General features: G+C 74.1%; 21 protein-coding genes and 1 riboswitch. Of the genes, 12 read left to right on the top strand and 9 right to left on the bottom strand.

The features are described from left to right. Positions 1-55 precede the first annotated feature (55 nt). Positions 56-1,306 carry an acyl-CoA dehydrogenase family protein gene (locus tag AC4H2G_RS09575; RefSeq protein ID WP_494365522.1) on the bottom strand — a complete coding sequence of 417 codons (1,251 nt, stop codon included), beginning with the start codon at positions 1,304-1,306 and terminating at the stop codon, positions 56-58. A 115-nt stretch (positions 1,307-1,421) separates the two neighbouring features. Here AC4H2G_RS09575 and AC4H2G_RS09570 point away from each other — a divergent pair, with 115 nt between their 5' ends. Continuing rightward, complete coding sequence (locus tag AC4H2G_RS09570) at positions 1,422-2,096, top strand: hypothetical protein (RefSeq protein ID WP_494365521.1); 675 nt, start codon at positions 1,422-1,424, stop codon at positions 2,094-2,096. Between the two features lie 47 nt (positions 2,097-2,143). On the opposite strand, the gene AC4H2G_RS09565 is transcribed toward AC4H2G_RS09570, so the two are convergent. The 4 genes from AC4H2G_RS09565 to AC4H2G_RS09550 form a co-directional block, all read right to left on the bottom strand. After that, positions 2,144-2,869 (bottom strand): MBL fold metallo-hydrolase, encoded by a 726-nt coding sequence (locus AC4H2G_RS09565; RefSeq protein WP_494365520.1) that lies wholly within the window; start codon positions 2,867-2,869, stop codon positions 2,144-2,146. Between the two features lie 87 nt (positions 2,870-2,956). Beyond that, entirely contained in the window at positions 2,957-3,652 is a 696-nt protein-coding gene (pnuC, locus tag AC4H2G_RS09560; protein WP_494365519.1) for a nicotinamide riboside transporter PnuC, read from the bottom strand. 85 nt (positions 3,653-3,737) lie between these two features. Beyond that, a riboswitch (FMN riboswitch) is annotated at positions 3,738-3,864 on the bottom strand. A gap of 183 nt (positions 3,865-4,047) precedes the next feature. Further along, on the bottom strand, positions 4,048-4,806 hold the full coding sequence (locus tag AC4H2G_RS09555; RefSeq protein WP_494365518.1) for a TetR/AcrR family transcriptional regulator: 759 nt from the start codon (positions 4,804-4,806) through the stop codon (positions 4,048-4,050). Between the two features lie 46 nt (positions 4,807-4,852). Further along, on the bottom strand, positions 4,853-6,013 hold the full coding sequence (locus AC4H2G_RS09550; protein WP_494365517.1) for a class I SAM-dependent methyltransferase: 1,161 nt from the start codon (positions 6,011-6,013) through the stop codon (positions 4,853-4,855). 220 nt (positions 6,014-6,233) lie between these two features. Here AC4H2G_RS09550 and AC4H2G_RS09545 point away from each other — a divergent pair, with 220 nt between their 5' ends. Genes AC4H2G_RS09545 through AC4H2G_RS09525 form a run of 5 tightly spaced genes read left to right on the top strand, consistent with a single transcriptional unit; the run spans position 6,234 to position 14,043 of the window. Continuing rightward, positions 6,234-7,880 carry a 3' terminal RNA ribose 2'-O-methyltransferase Hen1 gene (locus AC4H2G_RS09545; protein WP_494365756.1) on the top strand — a complete coding sequence of 549 codons (1,647 nt, stop codon included), beginning with the start codon at positions 6,234-6,236 and terminating at the stop codon, positions 7,878-7,880. Continuing rightward, on the top strand, positions 7,877-10,612 hold the full coding sequence (locus AC4H2G_RS09540) for a polynucleotide kinase-phosphatase (RefSeq protein ID WP_494365516.1): 2,736 nt from the start codon (positions 7,877-7,879) through the stop codon (positions 10,610-10,612). Before AC4H2G_RS09545 ends, AC4H2G_RS09540 begins: the two co-directional genes overlap by 4 nt. Positions 10,613-10,667: 55 nt before the next feature. After that, positions 10,668-12,551, top strand: a complete 1,884-nt coding sequence (locus AC4H2G_RS09535) for an ABC transporter ATP-binding protein (protein WP_494365515.1) — start codon at positions 10,668-10,670, stop codon at positions 12,549-12,551. After that, positions 12,548-13,378, top strand: coding sequence for an energy-coupling factor transporter transmembrane component T (locus AC4H2G_RS09530; protein ID WP_494365514.1), 831 nt, complete (start codon positions 12,548-12,550; stop codon positions 13,376-13,378). Before AC4H2G_RS09535 ends, AC4H2G_RS09530 begins: the two co-directional genes overlap by 4 nt. 59 nt (positions 13,379-13,437) lie before the next feature. After that, entirely contained in the window at positions 13,438-14,043 is a 606-nt protein-coding gene (locus AC4H2G_RS09525; protein ID WP_494365513.1) for an ECF transporter S component, read from the top strand. Between the two features lie 22 nt (positions 14,044-14,065). Here AC4H2G_RS09525 and AC4H2G_RS09520 read toward each other — a convergent pair whose 3' ends face one another. From AC4H2G_RS09520 to AC4H2G_RS09510, 3 genes are all read right to left on the bottom strand, one after another. Beyond that, positions 14,066-14,299, bottom strand: a complete 234-nt coding sequence (locus tag AC4H2G_RS09520; protein ID WP_494365512.1) for a hypothetical protein — start codon at positions 14,297-14,299, stop codon at positions 14,066-14,068. 140 nt (positions 14,300-14,439) lie between these two features. Further along, positions 14,440-14,745 (bottom strand): hypothetical protein, encoded by a 306-nt coding sequence (locus tag AC4H2G_RS09515; RefSeq protein ID WP_494365511.1) that lies wholly within the window; start codon positions 14,743-14,745, stop codon positions 14,440-14,442. After that, positions 14,742-15,386 (bottom strand): TetR/AcrR family transcriptional regulator, encoded by a 645-nt coding sequence (locus AC4H2G_RS09510; RefSeq protein ID WP_494365510.1) that lies wholly within the window; start codon positions 15,384-15,386, stop codon positions 14,742-14,744. Before AC4H2G_RS09510 ends, AC4H2G_RS09515 begins: the two co-directional genes overlap by 4 nt. A 150-nt stretch (positions 15,387-15,536) precedes the next feature. On the opposite strand from AC4H2G_RS09510, the gene AC4H2G_RS09505 reads away from it, so the two are divergent. Next, the gene (locus AC4H2G_RS09505; RefSeq protein ID WP_494365509.1) at positions 15,537-17,432 is read left to right on the top strand and encodes an ABC transporter ATP-binding protein; all 1,896 of its coding nucleotides are present in this window, start codon (positions 15,537-15,539) and stop codon (positions 17,430-17,432) included. A gap of 145 nt (positions 17,433-17,577) precedes the next feature. After that, positions 17,578-18,177, top strand: coding sequence for a dihydrofolate reductase family protein (locus AC4H2G_RS09500; protein ID WP_494365508.1), 600 nt, complete (start codon positions 17,578-17,580; stop codon positions 18,175-18,177). Between the two features lie 131 nt (positions 18,178-18,308). Here AC4H2G_RS09500 and AC4H2G_RS09495 read toward each other — a convergent pair whose 3' ends face one another. Beyond that, complete coding sequence (locus AC4H2G_RS09495; protein ID WP_494365507.1) at positions 18,309-19,202, bottom strand: LLM class flavin-dependent oxidoreductase; 894 nt, start codon at positions 19,200-19,202, stop codon at positions 18,309-18,311. An 83-nt stretch (positions 19,203-19,285) separates the two neighbouring features. On the opposite strand from AC4H2G_RS09495, the gene AC4H2G_RS09490 reads away from it, so the two are divergent. The 4 genes from AC4H2G_RS09490 to AC4H2G_RS09475 all read left to right on the top strand — a co-directional run bounded on the left by AC4H2G_RS09490 (position 19,286) and on the right by AC4H2G_RS09475 (position 23,885). Beyond that, complete coding sequence (locus tag AC4H2G_RS09490) at positions 19,286-19,588, top strand: Dabb family protein (RefSeq protein ID WP_494365506.1); 303 nt, start codon at positions 19,286-19,288, stop codon at positions 19,586-19,588. A gap of 65 nt (positions 19,589-19,653) precedes the next feature. After that, positions 19,654-20,577 carry an LLM class F420-dependent oxidoreductase gene (locus AC4H2G_RS09485; protein WP_494365755.1) on the top strand — a complete coding sequence of 308 codons (924 nt, stop codon included), beginning with the start codon at positions 19,654-19,656 and terminating at the stop codon, positions 20,575-20,577. A 537-nt stretch (positions 20,578-21,114) separates the two neighbouring features. Continuing rightward, entirely contained in the window at positions 21,115-23,127 is a 2,013-nt protein-coding gene (locus AC4H2G_RS09480; RefSeq protein WP_494365505.1) for a glycosyltransferase family 2 protein, read from the top strand. After that, positions 23,124-23,885, top strand: coding sequence for an efflux RND transporter periplasmic adaptor subunit (locus AC4H2G_RS09475; protein ID WP_494365504.1), 762 nt, complete (start codon positions 23,124-23,126; stop codon positions 23,883-23,885). The genes AC4H2G_RS09480 and AC4H2G_RS09475 overlap by 4 nt, the downstream gene beginning before the upstream one ends. Positions 23,886-23,965 lie beyond the last annotated feature (80 nt).

Here is a 23,965-nt window from a genome sequence, read left to right as displayed (position 1 = left end):
AGGAGGGGCGCAGCGGCGCCGGGGAGCGTGAGGAGCGCGCGACGCGCGCGGCCGGTCAGGCGAAGGCCGAGACACCCGTGATGTCGCGCCCGACGATGAGCGCCTGCACGGACTCGGTGCCCTCGTACGTGTGCAGGGCCTCGACGTCGGCGAAGTGCCGCGCGACGCGGTTGCGCAGCAGGATCCCGTTGCCGCCGAGCAGGTCGCGCGCGCTCGCCGCGATCTCGCGGGCGCCGCGCGTGCACGTGTACTTCGCGAGCGACGCCTGCGGACCGGTGAGCTCGCCTGCCTCGTCGCGCCGCGTCATCTGGGCGACGAGGAGCTGCATCTGCGTGAGCGTCGACAGCATCCGCGTGAGGCGTTCCTGGATCATCTGGTTCGCCGCGAGCGGGCGGCCGAACTGCACGCGCTGCGTCGCGTACGCGACCGCGGTCTCGTAGCACGCGACCGCGTGCCCGACGGCGGCCCACGCCACCCCGAGGCGCGTCGCGAACAGCACGCGCGAGGTGTCCTTGAACGACCGCGCGCCCGGGAGGGCGTTCTCGGCGGGGACGAACACGTCGTCAAGCAGGACGTGCGCCTGCCAGATCGCCCGCAGCGACACCTTGCCGGTGATCGTCGTGCCCGTGTAGCCGGGGGAGTCCTGCGGGACGACGAAGCCGTGGACCTGGTTGTCGCCCTCCCCGCCCTCGCCGTCGACGAGGCGCGCCCACACGACGGTGATGTGCCCGGACGACCCGTTGCCGATCCACTTCTTCTCGCCGTTCAGCACGTAGCCCTCGACCCCGTCGCGGGTCTCGCGGCGGGCCGTCGTCTCGAGCGAGACGGAGTCGGAGCCGTGCGTCGGCTCGGTGAGCGCGAACGCACCGATGATCTCGCCGCGCGCCATGGGCTCGGCGTACCGGGCGCGCTGCTCGTCGGAGCCGAGCATCTGGATCGAGCGGAGCGCGAGCCCGCCCTGCACGCCGCAGATCGTCGCGACCGAGCCGTCGCCGCGCGACATCTCCATCGCGGCGAGGCCGGCGCCCATGAGGCTGACGTGCTCGCGCCCCTCGACGTCGACGCCGTCGCGCAGGAGGTCCAGCTCGCCGAGGCGCTTCACGAGGTCGAGCGGGACCTCGGCGCGCTCCCAGTACTCGTCGATGACGGGCAGCACCTCGTCCTGGACGAACGTGCGCACGCGCTGCTGGTGCGCGCGGTCGGCGTCGGTGGCGTCCGCGAACGCCCCGGAGTAGTCGACGTCGAGGGGCGTCGTGAGGTCGTAGGCGGGTTCGGTGACACCGGGCATGATCGGCGTGGCGGGCATCGGTGCTCCAGCTGCTTGCGTGCGGTCGGTCGTCCTCCCATCGTGCGCCGATACCCGGTATCAGTCAAGTGAGATGGGGTATCACAAGCGCGATGGCACTGCCTAGGGTGGACGCATGGTGAGCTGGGACGACGACGCGTCCGCGGGCGAGTGGATCGCGGAGCGCCTCGGGCCGTTCGGCCCGCGCGTGGACGGCACGGTGCCGCGGGGCTACGCGGCGTACGCGTGCCTCCCGCACCCCGACGGCTACGGCTCCCTCGTGCGCACCACCGACGACGGCGCACCCTCCGCGCTCGACGTCCTGACCGCGGTCCTCGCGTCGTCCACGGGCGACCAGGCGGTGCACGCAGGGCTGTGGACGGGGTTCTCGTTCCTCTACGACCACGGCACGGACCCGCGCGACAGCTCGGGCATCGGGGTGCTCGTCGGCTGGGACGAGGACGATCCGCGCCCGAGCGACGAGGAGATCACCGCCGCGCAGGCCGAGGCGTGGGACCAGCTCGCCCCGACGCTCGTCGAGAGACCCAGGGCACCGATGCTCCTGCTCCCGCACCGCGAGTACCACCTGTGGACGGGCCCGCTGTCCGACGTCGCGGCGTTCCGGCACCACGACCACTCGCCGAACCTGTGGTGGCCCGAGGATCGGTCCTGGTTCGTCGGGTCGGAGATCGACGCGTCGGCGACGTACGTCGGCGGGAGCGAGGCGCTCGTCGAGGCGGTGTGCACGGAGGCGACGCTGGGCGCGTACCGGGTCGCGCCGTCGGACGAGATGCTGTTCGAGGACGACTGAGGCGCGATCCGAGGACGACCGAGGCGTCACCCGCTCGCTGCGGGGCCTCAGGGCTGCGGGTCCGCGAGGGGGTCGCTCGCCTCGCGGATGCGCCGTGCGGCGTCGTGCAGCACCGCCTCGCCGTGGCCGAAGCCGGCGATGCCCGCACCCGTGCCGGCGATGCGCAGCGCCGAGCGCCGTGTCTCGTCGCGGTCGACGTCGAACACCCCGAGGATCACCTCCCCGTCGAGCTCCGCCACGGTGTCCCCGGTCAGGACGGCGTCGAGGTGGGGAAGGTGCAGCGCGAGGCTGCCGGGGGTGTGACCGGGGAGCACGAGGACCCGGGCGCCGCCGCCGACGGGGAGGCGGTCGCCGTCGGACACCTCCAGGTCCACCCGGCACGGCGGCCCGGCGGGCGGCTCCGTCGACTCCGGGTGGATGGCCCGCTCCGCCGTCGTGAGCCGGGGGAGCGGTCCGGCGACCGTCCCGCGCACGACGTCCGCCTCGGGCGCCCCGGCGATCACCTGCACGTCGCCCCAGGACGCGATCTCGGCGGCCGCACCGGCATGGTCCTCGTGGAAGTGGGTCAGCACGACGCGCCGGACGTCAGTGCGCCGGTGCCCGAGCGCGTGCAGCGCCGCCTCGACAGCAGGCGAGCTGTCGACCCATCCCGTGTCGACGAGCGTCACGCCGTCGTCGTCGAGCACGACGTAGCTGTTGAGCAGGTGTGCCGGGCCGCCGTCGATCCGCAGCCGGAAGAGCGTCGGGGCAAGAGGCTGGAGGTCGGGCCGCATGGCACCGAGGCTAGGGGGCGGTCGGCCTGCAGGGAACGGCGTTCTCCTCGCAGGAGAACCGGTCCACCCGGGGCCGCGTCCCTCCGTTCAGGCGCGCGCGCCTGCGGCCAGCGCGTCGGCCGTCGCGCGACGGTTGATGCGCCACCACACGAAGAACCCGACGAGCGTGAACGCGCCGTAGAACACGTACATGAACGCGGACGCGTAGTACCCGGCGGAGACCAGGAGCGGCACGCCGACGATGTCGACCGCGACCCAGATCAGCCAGAACTCGACCCAGCCCTTCGCCATGCCGTAGGTGGCGAGGAGCGAGCCCATGAAGATCCACGCGTCGGCCCACACCGGCTCGAACGAGCCGAGCGCGCGGAACACGGGCGTGAGCACCGCCGTGCCGACGAGGAGGGCGACCACGAGAGCGATCCGCTGGCGCGCCGTCGCCCACTGCGGGACGACGCTCACGCCGTGGCTGTCGGCGTCCGCATCACCCAGCCGCTGCTGCGTGCGGCGCCACTGCACCCACCCGTAGACGGACACGATGACGAACATGACCTGACGGCCGGCCTGCCCGAGCAGGTTGACGGGGTTGGGCGTCGCGAACACCGCGCCGAGGAACACCGTGAGCAGCAGCAGGTTGCCGACGATGCCGACCGGCCACGCCCACACCTTGCGCCGCATGCCGCCCAGCGCCGATGCCAGGCCGAACCCGTTGCCGACGATCTCGCGCCACAACAGGTGCTGGTCGCCGATCGTGAGCTGCGCGTCGAACAGCGCCATCAGGTCCATCGCTCGTCCTCGTCGTTCCCGGGCACGTCGGCTCCGGGTGGCGTGAGGACGGCACGACCGGTCCCTCGTCGGGCACGGCCGCGCCGCACGTGCTTCCTCCCATCCGGACTTTCACCGTCGGTCCTGGAGTTCCACCAGGTCAACCGCGCGTAGGGCGCGGGTCGCGGACTGTCACCGCCGGCTCGGAATTGCACCGACCCCGGAGCACGTTCGTGCGTACTGCGTTCTGCAACGGTGGATGCTACCCGCACATTCCCGCGGCTCGGCGCGACCGTTCGGCACCGCGTGCGCGGTTCGGCGCTCGGAGCGCGCTTCGGCAGCTCGACCTGCCGAACGGGGACGCGGACTGCCGAAGCGTGCGCACGACGGGCGACGTGCTGCGCGTCTGACCCGGCTCAGCCCAGGGCGTCGCGCACGGCGCGGGCGACGTCGTCCGCGACGTCGGCGACGTTCGCGCCCGTGTCGACGACCGTCACGACGACGCGGCGGCCGTCGGTCCGGCCGGTGCCGCGGGCCGGGGCGCCGGCGGGGCCGTCGGCGCCGAAGCGCCCGGTCGCGGCTCGGCGCAGCTCGGCGAAGGCCTCCTCGAGCTGCGGGCGCAGGTCCTGCGCGGGATCGCGCAACCAGCGGCGCAGGAGCGCGTTGTGCACGGCGACCACGGACGCGGCGAACGCGATGGACGCGGTGGAGCGCCGCGCGTCGGGCGGCAGGGCGTCGCGCAGGTAGGCGGTGAACGCGCGCTCGTAGCGGTGCGTCGTCACGAGCTCGCGGTCCCGGAGCGCGGGCACCTGCTGGAGCAGGCGGTGGCGCGCGAGCGACGTCTCGCGTTGGCCGACGTGGTGGTCGAACACGAGGCGCGCCGCGCGGCACACCTCGAGGTACGGGTCGACGGACGGGTCCGGGACGACGTTCCCCGCGGCGTCGGGCTCCGGCCGGGTGGCCGCGAGCATGACGACCACCTCGTCGAGGAGGAGCTCGTGGTCCGCGAAGACCACGTCCTCCTTGGAGCGGAAGCGGCGGAAGAAGGTGGCGCGGCTGACCTGGGCGGCGTCGGCGATCTCCTCGACGGTGGTCTGCTCGTAGCCCTTGCGGGTGAAGAGCTCGATCGCTGCGTCGACGGCCTGGGCGTGAGTTCGGCTGCGGACGTCGGTCATGGTCGGGACGGTACACCGGTACCGCTCCGCACCCCCGCCGGGGCGGTCAGAGCAGGAGCCGGTAGAACCGGAAGAACGAGAAGTCGTCGACGGGCAGCACCTGGACGCCCGAGTACCCCGCCTCGAGCGCGTAGCGGCGCAGCGTCGCGGGCCGCATGACGGTCCCCGTGGCCACCGACGGCTGCGTCGACAAACCGTCGGGCAGGCACACGAAGAGGCTGTAGCCGTACATGATCCGGTCGACGTCGTCGGCCGGGGCGGTGAACTCGTCGGCGACGGCCTCGTCCATGATGACCACGACGCCGTCGGGCCGCACGGCGCGGCGCACCGCGTCGAGCACCGCGACGGGGCGGGGCAGGTCGTGCACGCACTCGAAGGCGAAGGCGGCGTCGAACGGTTCCGCGAGCGTGAGCTCGGCGGCGTCGGCGAGATGGAACGTGACGCGGTCCGCCAGCCCGGCCGCGTCCGCGGCCGTCCGTGCTGCCTCGACCGACGGCCGGTCCACGTCGATCCCGTGCACGACGGCGCCCGGGTACGCGCGCGCGATCGCGAGCGTCGACCAGCCGAACCCGCACCCGACGTCGACGACGCGTGCACCCGGCCGTGACAGCACGTCGTCGACCTCGGGCAGGCGCGTGAGCGCGGGCCCCAGCTCGCGCTCGAACCACGGCCGGTTCACGTCGGCCTGCGCCTCGCGCGCATCGTCGCCGAGCTGGTCCCACGACACCCCGCCGCCGGTCCGGTAGGCGTCGAGCAGGTGGGGGAGCTGCGGCCCGATCGCCCCGACGAACCGCGCGAGCGGCGCGGAGTACGCGAGCGACGTCGTGTCCGTGAGGACCTCGGCGTGCGCGGCGGGCAGGGCGTAGCGGCGCTCGCGGGCGACGTCCTGCGGGTCCGCGACGAGCGCCGGTGCTGCGCCGGGGTCCTCGGCGACGAGGATGCCGGTCGCCGCCTGCTGCTCGAGCCACTCGCGCGCGTAGCGCTCGTCCGTGCCGGTCGCCTCGGCGAGGGCGGTCGAGGTCAACGGCCCGGTCGTGGCGAGCGCGCGGTACCAGCCGAGCCGGTCCCCGACGTGCACCGCGAGCACGTCGATCGCGCCGAGCGTCGCGGTGAACAGGCGCTCCGCGAAGGCGTCGACGGGCGCCGCGTCGTGCGGTCCCTCGCCAGGGTCGCGCGGCTGCGCGCTCGTCCGTTCCTCGGTCGTCACGACGGTCCCGTCCACGGTGGCCGGGCGTGCCGTGAGCGGCGCCGCCCGTCCCCCGACGGTAGACCTGTAGGACGTCCCGCGTCGACGGTTCGCGCGGCTGAATCTCGCTCGGCTCTCGGTGCTCGACCGGTAGTGCGCGCCGCCGCCGGTTCCCCGTGCCCGCCGATCCTGCGGCGAATCCTGGTGCCCGGTCGGCCGACGGGGTGACAGCATGGCGGCCATGCTCGTGACCCTCACCGCGACGGCGGCGCACGACCTCGGCCTCGACGACGCGACCGACCTCGGCTTCCTGCTGCACAAGCACCCCGGTCGAGCGCAGTCGTTCGATCTCGCGGTGGGTCGCGCGCACGTCTTCTACCCCGAGGCGACGCCCGAGCGCTGCACGGCGGCGCTGCTGCTCGAGGTCGACCCGGTGGGGATCGTGCGGGACAAGCGCTTCGGAGGCTCGGGAGGCGGGTTCGCCCTCGCGCAGTACGTCAACGACCGGCCGTACGCGGCGTCGTCCCTGGTCGCCGTCGCGCTCGGCAAGGTCTTCTCCACAGCGGCGTCGGGCCGGTGCGACGCGCGCCCGGACCTCGCAGCGACCGCGATCCCGCTCGAGATCCACGTCCCGTCGCTCCCGTGCCGCGGCGGCGCCGGTCTCGCGCGCCGCTTCTTCGAGCCGCTCGGCTGGGTGGTCGAGGCGACGGCCGAGCCGCTCGACCCGACGGTTCCCGCGTGGGGGGACGCGGACGTCGTCGACCTCCGTCTGAGCGGGACGGTGCGGATCGCCGACGCGCTGACCCAGCTCTACGTCCTCCTCCCGGTGCTCGACGACGCGAAGCACTACTGGGTGTCGACCGACGAGGTCGACAAGCTCGTGCGCGCGGGCGGCGGGTGGCTCGCCGACCACCCCGAGCGCGAGCAGATCGCCCGCCGGTACCTCGCGCACCAGCGGCGCTACGTGGACGACGCCGTCGCGCGGCTCAGCGCTCTCGACGACGCCTCGGGCGCCCTCGACGACGCCTCGGCCCCGCTCCTCGACGACGCCTCGCGGGCGCTCGACGACAGGCGGGCGGTGCCCGGAGAGGCTGCCGAACCCCGGGTTGTGCGTCGATCAGCGCCTGGATCGGCGCACAACCCGGGGTTCGGCGACGTGCCGGTGGGCGACACGCCCCCGCCGCTCGCCCGGCAGCGCGCGGACGCGGTGCTGGCCGCGCTGCACGACGCCGGCGCCCGGACGGTCGTCGACCTCGGGTGCGGCGAGGGCGTGCTGCTGCGCCGGCTCGCGGCCGACAGGTCGTTCACGCGGATCCTCGGCACCGACGTGTCGGCGCGAGAGCTCGAGCGGGCCGCGTCGCGACTGCGCCTGCACGACGCGAGCGACGCCGAGCGCGAGCGCGTGCAGCTCGTGCAGTCGTCGCTCACCTACGCCGACGACCGCGTGGCCGGCTTCGCCGCGGCGGTGCTCATGGAGGTCGTCGAGCACGTCGACCCCTCGCGGCTCGACGCGCTCGAGCGGGCCGTGCTCGGGCGCGCGCGGCCTCGGACGGTCGTCGTGACCACGCCGAACGCGGAGTACAACGTGCACTACCCGAACCTGCTGCCCGGCCCGGACGGCCCGGCAGGCGTCCTGAGGAGCGGGATGCGGCACCCCGACCACCGCTTCGAGTGGACCCGCGCGGAGCTGCGCGCGTGGGCGGAGGCGGCGGCGGAGCGGTTCGGGTACACGGTGGCGTACCGCGACGTCGGGCCGGTGGACACCGGGACGCCGGACCACCCGGGCGCCGGGCCGTCGACCCAGATGGCGGTCTTCACCCTCGTGTCAGGGTCACAGGCCACCGGGGCGTCTCCTCGCCCTGACACGCACGACCGGGGTGCGGCATGACCGAGCAATCCGTCCTGGAGCCGCAGGAGCGGCGCGTGCTGAGGGTGCCGGCGTCGAGCCTCGTCGTGCTCGTCGGTGTCTCGGGGTCCGGCAAGTCGACGTTCGCGCGGGAGCGCTTCGGCCCCTACGAGACGGTGTCGTCCGACGTGTGCCGCGGGCTCGTGTCCAACGACGAGAACGACCAGAGCGTCACGACGGCCGCGTTCGAGGTGCTCGAGACGATCGTCGCGAAGCGGCTGCAGGCGAACCTCCTCACGGTCGTCGACGCGACGAACGTGCAGCGCGAGGCACGCAAGGGCCTCGTCGCGCTCGCGCGGGCCCACGACGTCCTGCCCGTCGCGATCGTGCTCGACGTCCCCGAGCAGGTCGCGGTCGAGCGCAACGCCGCGCGTGCGGACCGCGGCTTCGGCGCGCACGTGGTGAAGCGTCAGCGCGCGGCGCTGCGGTCGTCGCTCAAGAGCCTGTCGCGCGAGGGCTTCCGCACGGTGCACGTGCTGCGCGGCACGGACGAGATCGACGCCGCGCGCATCGTCCGTACGCCGCTGCTCACCGACCGGCGCGACGAGACCGGCCCGTTCGACGCGATCGGCGACGTCCACGGTTGCCTCGACGAGCTGGTCGCGCTCCTGGGCCGGCTCGGGTACGACGTCACCCGTGACGACGCCGGCCGCCCCGTCGACGCCGCGCACCCGGAGGGGCGCCGCGCGATCTTCCTCGGCGACCTCGTCGACCGCGGCCCCGACTCGCCCGGCGTCCTGCGCCTCGCGATGGGGATGGTCCGCGCGGGGCACGCGCTCGCGGTCCCGGGCAACCACGAGCACAAGCTCGTGCGCGCGCTCGCCGGCCGCGACGTGCAGGTCTCTCACGGCCTCGAGACGACGCTCGCGCAGCTCGCCGCCGAGCCGGAGGAGTTCCGCCGCGACGTCGAGACGTTCTGCCGGGACCTCGTCTCCCACCTCATGCTCGACGGCGGCGCGCTCGTGGTCGCGCACGCCGGCCTCAAGGAGTCGTACCAGGGTCGCGCGTCGGGGCGCGTCCGGAGCTTCGCGCTGTACGGCGACACGACGGGCGAGACCGACGAGTTCGGCCTGCCCGTGCGCTACCCGTGGGCGCGGGACTACCGCGGCCGCGCCATGGTCCTCTACGGGCACACGCCCACGCCGGAGGCCGAGTGGGTCAACGGCACGATGTGCCTCGACACGGGGTGCGTGTTCGGCGGGAAGCTGTCGGCGCTGCGCTACCCCGAGCGAGAGGTCGTCCAGGTCCCGGCCGCACGGGTGTACTACGAGCCGGCGCGGCCGTTCCTCCCGGAGACCGTGCCCGGCACCGCGCCCGACGGCGCACGCGGGGCCGGGTCTCCCGGCTCGCCCGGGGTGCGCGGCACGGTGGCCCGCGAGCCCGACCTGCTCGACGTCGCCGACGTCCTCGGCCGCCGCGTGGTCGAGACCGCGCACCACGGTCGCGTGACGATCGGTGGGGAGAACGCGGCGGGAGCGCTCGAGGTCATGAGCCGCTTCGCCGTCGACCCGCGTCTCCTCACGTACCTGCCGCCGACCATGAGCCCCGTCGCGACGTCGACCCGGCCCGGACTGCTCGAGCACCCCGACGGCGCGTTCGCGGCCTACGCGCGAGACGGCGTCGGGCGGGTCGTGTGCGAGGAGAAGCACATGGGCTCGCGCGCCGTCCTGCTCGTCGCGCGGGACTCGGGCGCACCCGCAGGGTCAGGCGCGTCTCGGGTCGTCGCGGAGAGGTTCGGCATCGACGCCCCCGGCGTCGTGCACACCCGCACGGGCCGGTCGTTCCTCGACGAGCCGACGACGGCCCTGCTGCTCGGCCGTGCCGCCGCGGCGCTCGAGGCGGCCGGGACGTGGGACGTGCTCGGCGCGGACTGGGTGCTGCTCGACGCCGAGATCGTCCCGTGGTCGCTCAAGGCCGACCAGCTCCTGCGCGACCGGTACGCGAGCGTCGGCGCCGCCGCGCGCGCCGTCATGCCCGCTGCCCTCGGTGCGCTCGCGGCGGCGAAGGCCCGGGGCGTGGACGGTGCGGCGATCAGCGCGCTGCGGCGTCGGACGGCGGAGCGGGCCGCCGACGCCGAGCTGTTCGTCGAGGCCTACCGGCGGTACCGCTGGGACACCGGTGGCTCGGGTGGCGACCCGCTGCGCGGCGTCCAGGTCGCGCCGTTCCAGGTGCTCGCGAGCGGGACGGCCGGACGTCCCGGGACGCCCGAGGCCGCCGGGGCGACCTACGACGACCGCGACCACCTGTGGCACCTCGACGTCGCCGACGCGCTCGTCGCGGCGGACCCGGTGCTGTTCCGCACCACCCGCCGCGTCGTCGTCGACCTCGCCGACGACGCGTCGCGCGCCGCGGGCACCGCCTGGTGGGAGGAGCTCACCGCGGCCGGGGGAGAGGGCATGGTCGTCAAGCCGCTCGACAACCTCGTGCGCCGCGCGGGCGGCAAGGGTGGCGGCGGGCTCGTGCAGCCCGGTCTCAAGGTCCGCGGTCGGGAGTACCTGCGCATCATCTACGGGCCCGAGTACACGCAGGAGCGCAACCTCGAGCGCCTGCGCGACCGGTCGCTCGGCCGCAAGCGGTCGCTCGCGCTGCGCGAGTACGCGCTCGGGCTCGAGGCGCTCGACCGGGTGGCGCGGGGCGAACCGCTGTGGCGGGTCCACGAGGCGGTGTTCGCGGTCCTCGCGCTCGAGTCGGAGCCCGTCGACCCGCGGCTCTGACCCCGCTCGTGAACGGGTCTCGTCAAGCGGCTTAGGTTCGCCTATCCTGTGCTGCGTGCCCCGGGACGTGACGCCGACCGGCGCGTCCACGGACGCGCCGACGCTCGCCGTGCGCGGCGTGAGCATCCGGCACCACGTCCACCACGACGACGTCGCGACGGACGCGACGGACGCGTTGGGTTCCCCGGACGCCGCGCCGCGCCGCCCGGCGCCGACCCCGAGCGGCGTGACGTTCGAGGTCCGCGCGGGCGAGGCGGTGCTCCTGCTCGGGCCGTCGGGCTGCGGCAAGTCGACGCTCGCGCTCGCGACGAACGGTCTGGTGCCGCACGTGGTCGGCGCCGACCTGGAGGGTTCCGTCCACGTGCGCGGGCGGTCGACCGCGGAGCACACCCCGCCCGAGCTGTCGCGCGACGTCGCGATGGTCTTCCAGGACCCCGACGCGCAGGTCGTGACGGGCACGGTGCTCGACGAGGTGTGCTTCGGCCCCGAGAACCTGCTGCTGGACGTCGACGAGGTCCTCGCACGCGCCGAGGCGGCGCTGCGCACGGTGGGCCTCTGGGACCGTCGCGCCCACGACCCCGCGACGCTCTCCGGCGGCGGTCGGCAGCGCCTCGCCGTCGCGTGCGCGCTCGCGCTCGGTTCACCGTTGCTCGTGCTCGACGAGCCGACGGCGAACCTCGACCCCGTCGGCACCGAGGAGGTCTACGCGGTGCTGCGCGACGTCGTGGCGCGCGGCGACCGAGCGGTCCTGCTCGTGGAGCACGACCTCGACGCCGCCGTGTCGCTCGTCGACCGGGTCGTGGTGCTCGACGCCGCGGGCCGCCTCGTGCTCGACGGCCCGGCTCGCGACGTGCTCGCCGGTCACGCGGAGGAGCTCGCCCGGCTCGGCGTCTGGCTGCCCACGGCGACGCTCGCCGCGCTGCGCCTGCGAGAGGCCGGGGTCCACCTCGACCCGGCTCCGCTCACCCCGGAAGAGCTCGCGACGGCGCTGGACGCCGTCCCCGTCCTGCCCGACCCGCGCCCCGCCGATCCGCCTCCGGACGGCACCGGTGCCACGGCTCCCGTGCTGGTCGTCGACCGCCTGACGTTCCGCCGCGGCCGCGGGCGGGCGACCACGACCGTGCTGCGCGACGTGTCTCTCGCCGTCGCGCCGGGCGAGCTCGTCGCCGTCGTCGGGGCGAACGGCGCGGGCAAGACGACGCTCGCGCAGCTCGCCGCGGGAGTGCTCCGCCCCCGGCGCGGCGCCCTCGACGGGAGCGTCGCCGTGGCCGGTCTCGACCCGACGACCGCCGACCCGCGCGAGCTCGCGCAGCGCGTCGGCTTCGTGTTCCAGAACCCGGAGCACCAGATCGTCACGTCGCGCGTCGACGACGAGCTCGCCCTCGGCCTGCGCGTGCGCGGCATGGCGGAGGACGAGGTCGCGGAACGCGTCGACGACGTGCTGCGACGCTTCGGCCTCGCCGACCTGCGCGACCGCCACCCCTTCCTCCTGTCCGGCGGCCAGAAGCGGCGGCTCTCGGTCGGGACGGCGATCGTGTGCCGCCCCGACGTCCTCGTGCTCGACGAGCCGACCTACGGGCAGGATCGCGAACGGGCGGCCGAGCTGCTCGACCTGCTCACCGCGCTGCACCGCGAGGGGACCGCGGTCGTCGTCGTGAGCCACGACATGCAGCTCGTCGCGGAGCACGCGACCCGCGTGGTCGCGCTGGCGGACGGTGCCGTGCTCGCCGACGGCGCGCCGGCCGACGTCCTCGCGGACGACGCCGTGCTGCGCGCGGCCGGGCTGCGGCCGCCGCCGCTCGCGCGCGCGACGCGGCACCTCGCGCACCCCGCGTGGCGGACCGTCACGCGCCTCGCGGACCTGCCCGTCACGGCCCCGACGCCCGCCGGCCCCCCGGCATCCCTCGCGTCCCCGGCACCCGTGGGGGCCACGGCATGACCGCCGCCGCCGTGACGCGCCCGGCCGAGCCCGCGCGGCTCGGTCCCTTCGCCGGGCCGGCGTGGGACCTGCGTACCTATGACCCGCTCGTCACCGCCCTCGGACCGCTGCCCGTCGTGGTCTACGTCTTCACGACGCGCGACGTGCTCACCCCGGCGCTCATCGGGCTCGCGGCGCTCGCCGTGATCCTCGTGATGGTCCGACCGCCCGGCCGTGTCCTGGCGGCGCTGCTGCTCGGGCTGCCCGCGCTCGCCGCCGTCATGACGGTGTCGTTCGGCGTGCTCACCGACCCGCTCGGCGTCGACGACACCACGCTGCTCCTGACGGTCGGGCCGTTCGAGCTGTGGTCCGGTGCGCTCGCCGTCGGGCTCGCGACGAGCCTGCGCACGTGCGCGCTGCTCCTCCTCGTGCTGATCGGGGGGCTCTCGACCACCGGCCAGGACGTCGTGCGCGCGATGGTCCAGCAGCTGCGCGTGCCCTACCGCGTCGGCTACGCGGCGCTCGCGGCGCTGCGGTTCGTCCCGCGGTTCGGTCACGAGCTCGAGGTGATCCGCGCCGCCCACCGGGTGCGCGGCGTCGACCACGGCCGCGGCCCGTTCGCCGGTGCACGACGACAGCTCGGCTACGCGGTGCCGCTGCTCGCGGGCGGGATCCGGCACGGCGAGCGCGTGTCGCTCGCGATGGAGGCGCGCGCCTTCGGGGCCCACGCGACCCGCACCGAGCGCGTCGTCGTGCCGTTCCGCGTGCGCGACGTCGTGTTCCTCGTCGCGACGTGGGGCCTCGCGGCGGGGATCGCGCTCGTCGTCGTCCCTGCGCTCTCCGGCTGACCCTCGGCCGCCCCTCCCTCACCCCACGACCCCCCGACCCCACGACCCCCGGAGCCACGATGCCCTCCGCACCTCGCCGACAGTCCCTGACCACGCGGTACCTCATGACCTGTGCCGCGATCGGCGCCGCGTCGGGCGTGCTGCTCGTCCCGGCGAACTTCGTCGCGGCGGCGCTGTCGGCGACCGTCCCCGTGCTGTACTCCGCGATGCTCGGCCTGTGGATCGTCGGGCCGGTGCTCGCCCTCGCGCTCGTGCGGCGCCCGGGCGCGGCGGTGCTGACGATGCTCGTCGCCGGGGTGATCAGCTCGGCGTCGCCGCTCGGGGCGTCGTCGATCCTCACGTGCCTCATGGTCGGCGCGGCGCTCGAGGTCGCGTTCCTCGTGACGCTCTACCGCGTGTGGGCGCCGTGGTTCTTCTACGCGGCGACGTTCGTGTTCGCCGCGCTGTACACGTGGTCGGCGTTCGTCGCCTTCGACGCGGCGTCGATGGCGCCGGTCGTGCAGGTGCTCATCGTCGTGCTCATGATCGCGAGCTCGCTCGTGGGGACGTGGGCGGGCCTGCTGCTCGCGCGCCATCTCGAGCGGGCAGGCGTGGCGCGTGGGCTCGCGCCGGCGCGTCGCCCGGCGGCGACCGCTCCCGTCGTGGCGCCGGCCGAGCCGGTCTGAGCGAGGCGGAGAGGACGGAGCCTCAGCCGCCGAGGAACGCGTTCATCGCGAGGACCGAGAACAGCACCGCCCCCGCGGCGACCGCCAGGGCGACGACCCATCCGTTGGCCCGTTCGACGGGTGGGACGGCCGGCCGGGCCGGAGCGGGCGTACGGCGGGCGCGGCGCGCGGTGAACCGCAGGCCGCGCGCCGCGGCGCGCGTGGGTGGGGTCGTCGTGGGCGGGGTCGTCGCGCGGGCGGGGGTCTGGCTCGTCACGGGTGCCTCCGGGATTCTCGGCGCCGCTGCCCGACGCCGTACCCCAGTCTTCGTGGTCGGGCGCCCTCCGCGCGTCGCCCGTTCGGTGGATCCTGCCCGACGCGGCTGTGCGACCTGCGGATGACCTCCCGGTCGCACGGTCAGCGCGGCGCGTTCTCCTGGTACCGCGGACCTCGTCGTCCGCCCCGGGCGACGCGCTGGAGGTAGCGGACCTCGCGCAGCGCGACCGCGGCGGCCAGGACGCACGGGATCCACGCCCACACCCGTCCCCGCAGCACGAGCACCAGGCACAGCACGGCGACGACGACGCCGCCGAGCACCGTCGCGACGCTCGACCACCGCGTCCTGGTACGGACCTCGTCGGCGCGCTGCCACCAGCGGCGCACGCGCTCGCCGAGGCCGCGGTGCTGCCCGCCCCCGGGAGCGTGACCGCCGGCCGCCGTCATGACGAGCTCCCCGCGGGCCGGGCGAGGGCCACGCCCTCGATGCTGCGCAGTGCCATCCGCAGCGCGTCGGCCCGGGAGATCTCGCCCTCGGCGGCCATCGACCAGGCGTTGAACAGCATCCACCACAGCGTGCGCACGAGCCACGAGACGCTGAGCTGGTCGTCGACCACGCCGTCCGCCTGCCCTCGTCGAAGGAGCTCGCGGACGGGCTCCTCGGCGTCCTCGGCCTCGGCCCAGAACGCCGGCTCGCCGTCCGACATCTCGTTGAACATCACCATGTACCAGGGGCCGAGGTCGAAGTACTCGAACGCGAGCCGCCGCAGCGCCGCCGCGGGGTCGCCGTCGTCGAGCCGCGCGGCCGTGATCGCCGCGCGCGTTCGCTCCACGGCCTCCGCGCCGATGGCCTCGACGAGGTCCGCGCGCTCGGGGAAGTAGCGGTGCAGCGTCGTGCGACCCACGTGCGCCGCCTGGGCGACGTCGGCGAGCGACGCCGACTTGTCCGCGCTGAGGACGGACGTCGCCGCCTCGAGGATCGCGCGGCGTGTGCGCGCGCGGGCGGCCGTCTCCGTGGTCTCCGGGACCGCGGCGTCCGCTTCCTGTGTGCTGCGGTCCCGTGTCCCGCCGCTCGTCCGTGCCGTCACGAGCCTCACCCTAGCGACCGCGCGAGTGGCACACACCTTGCCGAGAATGGAACAGCCGTGTTCCACTAGGGATCACTCCTCACCCGCACGCCCTCTCGATGCCGTCAACCACAGTTGACAGCAGATCGGATGTCAACCATGGTTGACGGTATGGCTACCCCCGACACCGCCGGCACGCTCACGAGCCCCGAACGCGCCACTCCCGAGACCGAGCCGAAGGGACCGTTCCTCCCGCGGCTCAAGGTGCTCTGGGAGTTCGTCCGTCCGCACCGCCGGACCCTCGCGCTGGGCCTCGTGCTCGGCCTCGGGACCACCGCGGCGACCCTTGCCACGCCGATGGTGACGAAGTGGGTGCTCGACACCCTCGGCACCGGCGCGTCGCTGACGCCGGCCGTCCTGACCCTCGTGGGGCTCCTCGTCGTGGGTCTCGTCCTCGGGCTCTGGCAGTGGGTGCTGCTCGGGACGCTCGCGGAGCGCGTCGTCCTCGACGCCCGGTCCTCCATGGTGCGCCGGTACTTCGCCGCGAAGATCGGCGCGCTCACCGGTCGGCCGACCGGTGAGCTCGTCACGCGCGTCACCTCGGACACGGTGCTCCTGCGCGAGGCCGCGTCGTCGAGCCTCGTGAACCTCGTGAACCTCGCGGTGTCCCTCGTCGGGACGATCGTGCTCATGGGCGTCCTCGACATGGCCCTGCTCGGCACGACCCTCGCCGCGATCGTCGTCATCGGCGTGCTCGTCGGTGCCCTCATGCCCCGCATCGCCAAGGCCCAGGAGAAGGCGCAGGAGTCGCTCGGCAGCCTGGGCGGGACGCTCGAGGGCGGGCTGCGCGCCGTGCGGACCATCAAGGCGAGCCGCGCCGAGGGCCGCCAGGTCGACCGCGTGCTCGACGACGCGCAGGCGTCCGCGCGGCACAGCGTCCGCGCCGTGCGGACCGAGGCCGTCGCGTGGACCATCGCGGGCGGCGGCATCCAGCTCGCGATCATCGCCGTGCTCGCGCTCGGGGCGTGGCGCGTCGACCAGGGTCTGCTCGCGGTCTCGGGCCTCGTCGCGTTCCTGCTCTACGCGTTCCAGATCGTCGAGCCCGTCACCGGGCTGACGATGAACGTCACCCAGCTCCAGGCGGGCATCGCCGCCGCAGGCCGCATCCGCGACGTGCAGGCGATCGAGGTCGAGGAGGACGTGGCGAGCGCGGGCACCCACCGCGCGGCCACGTCACCGCTCGCGCGCCCCGGCGCCGAGGCGGGCGAGGTACGCGAGGCGGCCGCGGCGTCGGGCACGGTCGCGGTGCCCGACGACGTCCCGCGCCTCGCGCTGCGCGGCGTCACCGCGCGGTACCTGCCCGGAGGCGAGCCCGTCGTGCACGACCTCGACCTCGACGTCCCCCGCCGTGGTCAGGTCGCGATCGTCGGGCCGTCGGGCGCGGGCAAGACGACGACGTTCTCGCTCCTGCTGCGGTTCCTCCAGCCGGAGTCGGGGCAGATCCTCCTCGACGGCGTCCCGTACGACGCGCTGACGTTCGACGACGTGCGCCGCCGGTTCGCGTACGTCGAGCAGGAGACGCCGGTCGTGCCGGGGACGATCCGCGAGAACCTGCAGCTCTCGACCCCGGGCGCGACCGAGGACGCGATGTGGGCGGCGCTCGAGAAGGTGCGTCTCGCCGCGAAGGTCCGCTCTCTCGACGACGGTCTCGACACGTCGCTCGTCGGGACGACCGTCTCCGGGGGCGAGCGCCAGCGCGTGGCCCTGGCGCGCGCCGTCCTGCACGCGCCCGACGTCCTGCTCCTCGACGAGGCGACCGCCCAGGTGGACGGTCTCACCGAGGCCGCGGTGCACGCCGTGATCGAGGACCTCGCGCGCGACCGGGCCGTCGTGACCATCGCGCACCGGCTCTCGACCGTCATCGACGCGGACCTCATCCTCGTCATGGAGGCGGGTCGAGTCCGTGCGCGCGGCACGCACTCCGAGCTCCTCGCGACCGACGAGCTCTACCGCGAGCTCGTCGCCGCGCTGCGCATCGCGACCCAGGAGGCCCCCGCCACCGCCTGAGCGCGAGGTAGCACTCCGGTCCCGCGAGGTAGCGCCCCGGTCCTCGCTCCGGACGTCGCCGGCGATGAGTTCTCGGGTCCGTTCCGGTCGGAGCAGCGTCAGGACGACGGCGGTCCGTGCGGGCCGGGGAGTGCGGGAGGGTGTCATGGGTCGTGTGACGTTCGACGTGGCGGTGTCGGTCGACGGGTTCTCGTCCCGCCCGGACCAGACCGCCGAGCACCCGTTCGGCGAGGGGGTGGACCTGCACGGGTGGATGTTCGAGACGGCGGACGAGAACGCCGAGGAGCTCGCGGCCATCCTGTCCGCCGGGTCGTACATCATGGGGCGCAACATGTTCGGACCGGACCGGGGTGAGCCCGACCTCGGCTGGACCGGCTGGTGGGGCCCCGAGCCGCCGTACCACGCGCCGGTGTTCGTGCTCTCGCACCACGAGCGCGAGCCTCTCGTGATGGAGGGCGGTACGACCTTCACGTTCGTCACGGACGGGATCGAGTCGGCGCTGCGGCAGGCGCGCGAGGCGGCGGGCGACAAGGACGTCTCGATCGCGGGCGGCGCCGCGACCATCAACCAGTTCCTCGCGGCCGGGCTCGTCGACGAGGTGCGGCTGCACGTCGTGCCGCAGGTGCTCGGGCACGGCGACCGCGTGTTCGACGGCGTCCCGCCCCAGCACCTCGAGGTCGTGTCGGTGCGCGCCGCGTCACGCGTCACGCACCTGGTCTACCGTCCCGTGGGCCGGCTCGGCTGAGCGGTGGCGCGGCGGGATGACGTGCCGAACCCCGGGTTGTGGGGCACCGCGGAGCCCGATCGACGCGTAACCCGGGGTTCGGCGAGGCGACGTCGCCGCACCGGCGTACCGGCGTTCGCTCGGCGACGTCGTCAGAGCGCGGCGACCTGCGGTGCGCCCTCCGTCGCGATGCGCTCGAACACGGCCTGCTCGCCCTCGAACTGCGTGCCCGGGATGGGCCGGTGCACGACGATCTCCGTGATCCCGACCTCGGCGTACCCGGCCGCGGTCTCGACGAACGCGTCGACGGAGGCGAGCGGCCGGTCGGGGATGAACCCCGTGAGCAGGATCCGCTCGACGTCGGACGGGTCTCGTCCGGCGTCGTCGCACGCGGCCTCGAGGCGCTCCACCTGGGCGCGCACCGCCGCCCGGGACTGCGTGGGCGTCGCGTCGTCGCCGAGGCGGCCGTCTCCCGTCGTCACCCAGGCCTGACCGTAGCGGGCCGTGAGCCGCAGCCCACGCGGACCCGTCGCGGCGATCGCGAACGGCACGCGCGGCGTCTGCACCGAGCCGGGGATCGTGCGGGCCTCGTGCGCGCGGTAGTGGCCCTCGTCGTGCGTCACCGCGGGCTCGGTGAGCAGCCGGTCCAGCAGCACCGTGAAGTCGCGCAGGCGGTCGGCCCGCTCGCGCGCCGACCACGGCTCACCACCCAGCACGCTCGCGTCGAACCCCGTGGTCCCCGCGCCGAGGCCGACCGTCACCCGGCCGTCCGACAGGTCGTCGAGCGTCATGACGTCCTTCGCGAACGTCACCGGCTCGCGGAAGTTCGGCGAGGTCACGAGCGTCCCGAGGCGCACGCGATCCGTCACGGCCGCAGCCGCGGCGAGCGTCGGCACGGTGCCGAACCACGGCCCGTCACGGAACGTGCGCCACGACAGGTGGTCGTACGTGTACGCGGTGTGGAACCCGAGGCCGTCGGCCTCGCGCCACACCTCCTGCCCTTCTCGCCACGGGTACACGGGCAGGATCACGGTGCTCACGCGCATGGCACGACCCTACGGGGGTGGGCCGTCCCGGCGCCTGCGCGCCGTTGCCGCCGTCGGACGGTCGGCGACCTAGGGTGGCGGGTGTGATCCAGCACACCGTCGCCTTCCGCCTCGTCCACGCCGTCGACAGCCCCGAGGAGGCCGAGTTCCTCGCGACGGGTCGTCGCACCCTCACGGCGATCTCCGGCGTCCAGGACTTCACCGTCTCGCGCCAGGTGAGCACGAAGAGCCCGCTCGCCTTCCAGTTCTCCATGGTGTTCGACGACGCCGCCGCGTACGCCGCGTACGACGCCCACCCCGCGCACCGGGCGTTCGTCGCCGACCGCTGGGTCCCGGAGGTCGCAGAGTTCCAGGAGCTCGACCTCGTGCCGCTGGACGCAGGCTGACGCCTCGGGCGGGAGCCCCGGACGTCGCAGGTGCCGCCGTCGGGCAGACTGACGCCATGACCCAGATCGACCTGCGCATCTTCACCGAGCCCCAGCAGGGCGCCTCGTACGACGACATCCTGGCCGTGGCGAAGGCCACCGAGGACCTCGGTTTCGACGCGTTCTTCCGCTCCGACCACTACCTCGTCATGGGCGACGGCGAGGGCCTGCCCGGCCCGACGGACGCCTGGACGACGCTCGCCGGGCTGGCCCGCGAGACGAGCCGCATCCGCCTCGGCACGCTCGTGTCCTCGGCGACGTTCCGCCACCCCGGCGTGCTCGCGATCCAGGTCGCACAGGTCGACCAGATGTCGGGCGGTCGGGTGGAGCTCGGTCTCGGCGCCGGCTGGTTCGCACGCGAGCACGAGGCGTACGGCATCCCGTTCCCGGAGAAGCGGTTCGGGATCCTCGAGGAGCAGCTCGCGGTGATCACGGGCCTGTGGGAGACGCCGGTCGGTGAGACCTTCTCGTTCAGCGGCGAGCACTACACGCTCAAGGACTCTCCGGCACTGCCGAAGCCCGCGCAGGAGCGGATCCCCGTGATCGTCGGCGGTCACGGCCCGCGCCGCACGCCGGCGCTCGCGGCGCGGTACGCGAGCGAGTACAACGCCGCGTTCCCCGACCCGGGCGTGCTGCCCGAGCGGTTCGAGAACGTGCGCGCGGCGTGCCTCGACGCCGACCGAGACCCCGACTCCCTCGCCTACTCGGCAGCGTTCGTCGTGGCCGTCGGCAAGAACGAGGCGGAGTTCGCACGCCGCGCCGCGGCGATCGGTCGCGAGCCCGGGGAGCTGCGCCGCAACGGGATCGCCGGGACGGTCTCCGAGGCGGCGGACAAGCTCGCCGCCGCAGCCGAGCAGGGCGCGACGCGCTTCTACCTCCAGGTGCTCGACCTGCACGACCTCGACCACCTGCAGCTCGTCGCCGACGAGGTGCGCCCTCAGCTCGGCTGAGCGACGGCGGGCCGAGCCGGCCGTACGACCATCGTGCCGCGTCGCGCGTCCGAGGGGCGGACGCGCGACGCCGGCGCCCCGGTGAATTCTGGGTTTCGCCCGGTGAACGGGCTGTTTCCGGTCCGTGGTGCCGCGACGTCCCCGCGGCGGCCACGCGTCGTCGGGCACCACCCCACGACGCGAGCGTTCCCAACGGCCGTGCCCCGGCGGCTCCCTCAGCGTGGCGCGCCGGAGGCCTCCCACGACCGGCACGTGCGTACCAGGACACGGACCGACGGTCCGCTCCTTCACCCGTGACACCACCCCGGACCGGGGTTACGTTCGCCGCAGACGACGAGGTGGCCCGCTCCCGAGCGGGCCACCTCGACCCGTCTCGGGACCCGCCACGCCACCAGGCCGTGCCGAGACCGCACCGCAGATCTCACGACGCCGACGACGTCGCCGCACCCCGGGCGCAGAAGGCCCCGGCGCGGGCTCGCGCCCCCCGCCGATCTTCGGCACCCGTCGCTCGAGCCCACCGAGACCCGAGGACATGCGATGGCCGTCTCCGAGTTCGACCGTCTGGTCGTCACCCCCCGCCGCACGCAGTACGTGCGGCCTGAGCCCTTCGGTCCGCGCACCGAGCCCGAGCGCCCCACCGGACCGCCCCGCGACGAGAACTCCGCGGCGCGCTCGCCGTCGCTCGTCATGATCATGCTGCTCGCGACGCTGGGAGTCGTCGCGTACGCGGTCTTCCTCCTCAACCCCGCCAACCGCGGCGACGCGCTGCCGTACGCCATGGTCATCACCGCCGAGACGGTGCTCGTCGCGCAGGCGCTCCTCGCGATGTGGACCGTCCTGTCGAGCGGGCACGACCCGCGCGGCTTCTCGTTCCACCACGCGAAGGACCGGCTGTTCGACGTGCCGGAGATCATCCGCGACGGCGCCGAGGACGACCCGACCCGCTGGAACCTGTACCTGCACGACCAGCCCGTCACGGTCGACGTCTTCATCACGACGTACGGCGAGGACCTCGACACCATCGCACGCACCGTGCGCGCCGCGCTCGCGATCCGGGGCACCCACCGCACGTGGGTGCTCGACGACGGCCGGTCCGACGACGTGCGCGACCTCGCCGCGCAGCTCGGCGCCCGCTACGTGCGGCGCCTGTCGAGCAACGGCGCGAAGGCCGGCAACGTCAACCACGCGCTCGCCATCGCGAAGGGCGACCTGTTCGTCATCCTCGACGCCGACTTCGTCGCGAAGCCGGAGTTCCTCGTCGAGACCGTGCCGTTCTTCGTCAAGGACGACGTCGCGTTCGTCCAGACGCCCCAGACCTACGGCAACCTCCACAACCTCATCTCCCGCGGCGCCGGGTACATGCAGGCCGTGTTCTACCGGTTCGTCCAGCCCGGCCGGAACCGGTTCAACGCCGCGTTCTGCGTCGGCACCAACGTCATCTTCCGCCGCGCCGCGATCGACGACATCGGCGGCATGCACACCGACTCCAAGTCCGAGGACGTGTGGACCTCGCTCATGCTCCACGAGCGCGGGTGGCGGACGGTCTACATCCCCACGACGCTCGCCGTCGGTGACACTCCCGAGACCGTCGAGGCCTACACCAAGCAGCAGCTGCGGTGGGCGACCGGCGGGTTCGAGATCATGCTCCAGCACAACCCGCTGAGCCCGCGCCGCCACCTCACGCTCGACCAGCGCCTCCAGTACACCGTGACGGCCACGCACTACCTCGCCGGCATCGCGCCGCTCGTGCTGCTCCTCGTGCCGCCGCTGCAGATCTACCTGGACCTCACCCCGATGAACCTCACCATCTCGTGGGGTACGTGGCTCCTGTACTACGCCGGGTTCTACGTGCTGCAGATCGCCATCGCGTTCTTCACGCTCGGGTCGTTCCGGTGGGAGGTGCTCATGCTCGCGTCGGTGTCCTTCCCCATCTACACGAAGGCCCTGTGGAACGCGATGACGGGCAAGGAGCAGGCGTGGCACGTCACCGGGGGGACGTCGAAGGGCACAGGAAGGGCGTCCCCTTTCAACTTCATGATGCCGCAGGTGCTGTTCTTCGCGTTCCTGCTCATCACGTCGGGGGTGGCGGTGTGGAAGGAGTGGGGCGACCCGATGCCGAGCCTGGCGCTCGCGTGGAACGTCACCAACACGTTCATCCTCGGCGCGTTCGTCGTCACGGCGTTCCGCGAGTCGTCGGCGGCGAAGCGGGCTGCCCGTGGTGGTCGTCGCGGTCGTGGGCCCCGGGGGCGGGGAGGGGCGGCCGTGCCGGGTCTACCATCCGGCGCCTCGTCCCTCGGCGCCTCCCGCCAGACCCGCCACGACCCGGCACGGCCGCCCCTCCCCACCCCCTCGTCCCTCGCGGGCTCCCGCCAGACCCACCACGACCCGGCGTCGTCGTCCCTCCCCGCCGCGTTGCGGTCGGCTCGCCCTGACGAGGGTCCGGAAGCCCTTGCCTCGCCGGACTCGCGCGCGGCTCGTCGCCGTGAGTCATCCGTGCCCGACGGCGCGCCCGCGCCGACCGCCGTTCGTCCTGCCGGAGGTGTCGCATGACCTGGTCCAACCGATTGCGCCTCGTCGCGGGGCTGCTCGCCGTCGTGCTCGTGTGCGCTGCGCTGACGCTCGTCATGAACCGGCGGCTCAGCCAGGCCACGAGCGAGACGGCCACGATCCGGGCCGAGTCCCTCGGGATCGGTACCGACTACGCCGGGACGGTGACCCAGTCGCTGGTCGACGAGGGCGACGAGGTCGCCGAGGGCGACCCGCTGTTCACGGTGAGCAGCCTGACGCTGCAGCACGACCTGTCGATCGGCCTCGTGAGCGCCGACACGAAGGCGTATCAGGTGGGCGAGGACGGGACGATCACGCTCGTCGCGCCCTACGACGCCGTCGTGACCGACGTGTCCGCTCGCGAGGGCGCGTTCGTCGAGGCCGGCTCGACGATCGCGACGCTCGACCGCGCGGGGTCGTTGTTCGTCGACGCGGAGGTGTCGCTCGACCCGAGCGACTACGCGCGCGTGCGGCAGGGCGCCCCCGTGACCATCGTCCTTCCCGACCAGAGCGAGATCCCCGGGGAGGTCGCGTCGGTGTCCGTGACGAACGCGGACGACACCGCCGAGGCGACCGTCGAGATCACGAGCGACGCGCTCGTCGACGCCGGGCAGGCCGACGGCGGTCAAGACGGCGGCGGGCAGACCGGTCTCCTCGTGCCCGGGACCCCCGTGACGGCGAGCATCGAGCTGCACGACGACGGCGTGCTCGCCGGCGTCAACGAGAGCTTCGGGCAGTTCCTGCGGAAGGTCGGGCTGTGACGGCCCGCCGCGGTGCGTCGCGAGACCGACCTGTGCGTCGTGACGTCGACCTTCTGAGGGTCGATCTCGCGCGCTCGGGT

Source organism: Cellulosimicrobium sp. BMG9.23 (genome assembly GCF_059159985.1).
Note: the sequence above shows the minus strand (reverse complement) of the source record. Positions and strands in the feature narration are given on the sequence as shown.